The sequence below is a fragment of the Kitasatospora putterlickiae genome (assembly GCF_039527695.1).
GTDB classification, from domain to species: domain Bacteria; phylum Actinomycetota; class Actinomycetes; order Streptomycetales; family Streptomycetaceae; genus Kitasatospora; species Kitasatospora putterlickiae.
Genome location: NZ_BAAAKJ010000494.1, coordinates 1 through 4,507 on the forward strand (window position 1 = coordinate 1; position 4,507 = coordinate 4,507).

The following is a 4,507-nucleotide window of genomic DNA, read 5'->3' on the forward strand; positions in this document are numbered from 1 at the left end:
CGCGGTCCGCGCCTGCGTGGTGCCCGCCGCCACCGTCCCGGACGCCCCCGGCGCGGCCGAGGCGGTGGGGGAGGACAGCGCCGTCGACCCCTTCGCGGGCATGAGCGACAGCTTCCTCTACGTCGACGGGGACGGCCTGGCGGCCGCGGTGACGGGCTGCTGGGCATCCGCCTTCAACCCCCAGGCGGTCCGCTACCGCCTCCTGCGCGGGCTCGACCCGCGCCGCGCCCGGGTCGCGGTCGGCGTGCAGCGGATGGTGCTCGGCACCCGCTCGTTCGTGGCGTTCACCCGCGACCCCAGGGACGGCTCGGCGCGCCGCGTGGTCGCGGCCGCGTACGGCATCGGCGAGGGCGTCGTCCAGGAGAAGGCCGACGTCGACCACTTCTTCCACGACCCGGCCACCGGCGCGGTGAGCGCCCGGACCGTGCACAAGCGGTGGTCGATGGGCCTGCCCGACGGCGCCGCCTCCGGCGCACCAATGCCGCTGCCGGTCCCCGGGGACCTGGCGGACGTGCCGGTCCTCGACGACGACCAGGTGCGCGCGGTGGGGGAGTTGGCCGCCCGGGTGGAGGAGCTGTTCGGCGTCCCGCAGGACATCGAGGGCGCCCTCACCGAGGACGGCACCGTCCACCTGGTCCAGGCCCGCCCGCTGGTCGCCGGGCCGGTGTCCGCGCCGGCGGCCGGGCAGCCCGACCGCGTCTACTGGGGCAACCACAACATCACCGAGAGCTTCCCCGGCGTCTCCGGCGCCCTCACCTACTCCCAGTCCCGCGAGTTCTACCGCCGTTCCTTCGCCGACCTCTACCGGCGGATGGGCGTGCCCGAGTCCTGGCTGCGGGACAACGCGCACCGCCTCGCCCGGATGGTCGGCTACCTGGAGGGCCAGGTCTACTACCGGCTCGACGACTGGCACGCCCTGCACGGGCGGATGCCGATGTTCGAACTGGTCCGCCGGGGCTGGGAACAGGCGATGGGCATCACCGGCCCGGCCCGCGGCGAGCGCCGCTGGGCCGCCCCGGCGGTCGCCCGCGCGCTGCCGCGCCTCGCCTGGCGCGGCCTCCTGCACCCCTGGCAGGTCAAGGACTTCCTGCGCTGGTGGGACCGGCGGATGGCCGAGGCGGAGACCGTCGGTGACTCGCCCGAGGAACTGATCGCCTTCTACCGCCGGCTGTGGGAACGCGCCGGTGAGCGCTGGGGCGTCACCCTGGTCAACGCGTTCCTCGCCCTGGTGGTGCTCGGCGCGGGCGGCGCCCTGCTGCGCCGCTGGACCGGCGAGGGCCCCCAGGTCCTGGTCGGGCTGATGGGCGGGGGCCGCGAGAACCGCTCGCTGGAGGCGGTCCGCGCCGCCATGAGCCTGGCCGAACTCGTCGGCTCCGTGCCCGAGTTGCGAGCCGCCGTGCTCGACGACGGCACCGACTCCGAGCACCTGTGGGAGCGGATCGTCTCCGGCCGTTACGGCGAGCCGGTCGCCGTCGCCGCGCGCGGCTACCTCGCCCGCTACGGCGACCGCGCGCTGCACGACCTCAAGCTGGAGGAGCCGACCCCCCGCCAGCGCCCGTGGACCGTGCTCGCCCTGATCCGCCCGCTGGTGCGCCAGGGGGCGACCGTCGCGGCCAACCGCGCCGACGAGCAGGCCGCCGCCCGGCGCGCCCGCGCACGGCTGCGCGAGGTGTGCCCCGACCCGGCGCGGCGCGCCGTCCTGCTCGGCCTCACCGCACTGGCCCGCGACCTCGCCCGGATCCGCGAGGACACCCGGTTCTGCCGCACCCAGCTGTTCGGCCTCTCCCGCGACGTGATGTGGCGGCTCGGCGCCGAACTCGCCCGCACCGGCGTCCTGGACGAGCCGCTCGACGTCGCCGACCTGACCGTGGAGGAGGTCATCGGCGCCTTCGACGGCACCGGCACCGTCAGCGACCTGCGCGCCCTGGTCGCGCTGCGCCGCGCCCAGCGCGAGCGGTGGGCCGGGAACCCGCAGCGCCCCGCCCTGCTGGGCACCCCCGCCGGTCTGCCGCTCGCCCGGGCCCTGCCGCACGCGGTGGCGGTGGGCGCGGCCGGCGCCACCGGTGACGGCCTGCTGCGCGGGATCGGCTCCAGCGCCGGCGTGGTGCGCGGCCGGGCGAAGGTGGTGCTCGACCCGTCCACCGATCCCGACCTCGCCGCCGGGCACGTCCTGGTCGCCCGGGAGACCGATCCGGGCTGGCTGTTCCTGATGATGTCCGCCACGGGCATGGTCGTGGAACGCGGCACCCTGCTGTCCCACACCGCGATCACCGGCCGGCTGCTGGGCGTGCCCACCGTGGTCGCCGTCCCGGGGGCCACCACCGCGATCCCGGACGGCGCCTGGATCGAGATCGACGGCACCGCCGGCACCGTTCGCCTGCTCCCGGCCTCCGAGCAGCCCTCCGAGCAGCCCTCCGAGCAGCCCTCCGAGCAGCCCTCCGAACAGCCCGCCGAGCAGCCCGCCGGGCAGCCCGCCGGGCGCTCCGCCGCCCCCGACGGCGATCCCACCGCCACCACCGAGAAGGGCGAGACGACATGACCGACCCGGCCCGCTTCCCCTTCCCGCCGGCCGGGGACGTCCGCCCGCCCGACGGCTACCACGGCGTGCTGCGCACCGGCGCCCCGCACCCCGTCCAGCTGTCCAGCGGACAACCCGCCCTGCTGGTCACCCGCCACCAGGACGTCACCGCCGTCCTCGGCGACGACCGCTTCAGCCGCGCCGGCTACACCGAACTCGCCCGCCCGCTGTTCGCCCGCAAGACCGAGTCCGTCCTGCTGGCCACCGCCGACGCGCCGGACCACACCCGCCGCCGCCGCGCCATCCTGCCCGCCTTCACCGCGCGTCAGGTCCGCCTGCTGAACCCCCGCCTGGAGGCCCTCGCCGAGGAACTCCTCGACGAACTGACCGGCGGCGCCGCGACCGGCGAGGCCGACCTGGTCGGCGGCTTCACCGTGCCGTTCCCGATGCGGGTCATCTGCGAGGTGCTCGGCGTCCCGCTCGACGACGGCCCGGCCCTGCGCGCGGACGTCGACGTCCTGATGTCCACCTCCGGCCACACCCGCGAGGAGGTCGCCGCCACCCAGGCCCGGATGGACGGGTACTTCGCCGCCCTGGTCGCCGCCAAGCGGCGCGCCGCCGAGGCCGGAACCCCGGCCGACGACCTGCTCACCAGGCTCGCGCTGCGCCCCGCCGACGACCCCGGCCAGCGGCTCTCCGACCAGGAGGTGGTGGCCCTCGGCTCCGGGATGCTGATGGCCGGCTACGAGACCACCGGCAACTCCTTCGGCATGTGCGTCCTGCTGCTCCTGCGGCACCCCGCCCTCGCCAGGACCCTGCGCGAGCGGCCCGACCGGATCCCGGCGGCCGTCGAGGAGATGCTCCGCTACACCTCCCTCAACAACACCGGCGGCGCCCCCCACCTGGTCACCGAGGACACCGAGCTGGGCGGCTGCCCGGTGGCGGCCGGGCGGATCGTCGTCCCGCTCACCGAGGCCGCCAACCGCGACCCGGCGGTCTTCACCGACCCGGACGCCTTCGATCCCGACCGCCCGGACGTCGCCGCCCACCTCGCCTTCGGCCACGGCCGCCACCTCTGCCTGGGCGCCGAACTCGCCCGCGCCGAGCTGCGGATCGGCCTCGGCGCACTGCTCCGCCGCTTCGACACGCTGGAACTCGCCGTCCCCGAGGCCGCCCTGGAGTGGCGCCGGAGCATGTTCATCAACGGCGTCTGGCGCCTGCCGGTGCGCTGGACGACCGCCGAGCGGCCGGCATGACCCGGCCCTCCGCGCCCCCGGTCCCGCCCGCCGCCCCCGCCGAGCCGGGCCCGCCCGCCGCCCGCCTCGCCGCCTTCGTCCGGGGCAGCTTCCCGCTGCCCCTGTCCCTGGTGTTCGCCGCCGCCTGGGCGCTCGGCGCCACCGGCCTGTTCGCCGCCGCCGACGGCCGCCTCGCGCACTGGCGGCCCGGCTGGGGCACCGCCACGGCCGCGCTGACCGTCCTGGTGGACCTGCTCCTGCTGCGCGCCGCCGACGACCTGCGCGACCTGCCCTACGACCGGCGCCACCACCCGTCCCGCCCGCTGGCCCGCGGCGCCGTGCTGCCGCGCGACCTCTACGCGCTCGCCGCCGCCGGCGCCGCCCTGCTGCTCCTGCTCAACGCCGGCAACCGGACCGCCCTGCTCCTGCTCGCCGCCCAGTTCGCCTACACCGCCCTCCTGGTGGGCGCCGAACTGCGCCTGGGCCGGCCGCGCGGCGACGCGGTGGTCACCGGCGTCCTGCTCAGCTCCCCGGTGCAGATCCTGCTCAACCTCTACCTCTACGCCGTGTTCCTGCACGACACCGGCATCGACGCGGGCCTGCTGCGGCAGGAGGGCCGGCACGCGCTCCCGCTGCTCGCGGTGATCATGCTGGCCGCCACCCACCACGAACTCGCCCGCAAGATCGTGCGCGCACCCGGCCCGCACGAGCGCAGCTACGTGCGCGTGTTCGGCCTGCGCGCCACCGTCGTCCT

Annotated in this window: 3 protein-coding genes; all 3 read left to right on the forward strand. The window is 76.7% G+C overall.

The window, feature by feature from the left end; genetic code table 11:
• Positions 1-2,539 (forward strand): PEP/pyruvate-binding domain-containing protein (locus tag ABD308_RS37825; protein WP_344345368.1); only part of this gene is annotated, 2,539 nt, incomplete at its 5' end.
• Positions 2,536-3,774: a cytochrome P450 gene (locus ABD308_RS37830; protein WP_344345370.1), complete on the forward strand. Its 1,239-nt coding sequence runs from the start codon at positions 2,536-2,538 to the stop codon at positions 3,772-3,774. The genes ABD308_RS37825 and ABD308_RS37830, both read left to right, overlap by 4 nt.
• Positions 3,771-4,507 (forward strand): hypothetical protein (locus tag ABD308_RS37835; RefSeq protein ID WP_344345372.1); only part of this gene is annotated, 737 nt, incomplete at its 3' end. The genes ABD308_RS37830 and ABD308_RS37835, both read left to right, overlap by 4 nt.

Excerpts from the sequence above, each read along its gene's own strand:
- ABD308_RS37830 (WP_344345370.1), top strand. The coding sequence starts at position 2,536 with ATGACCGACCCGGCCCGCTTCCCCTTCCCGCCGGCCGGGGACGTCCGC.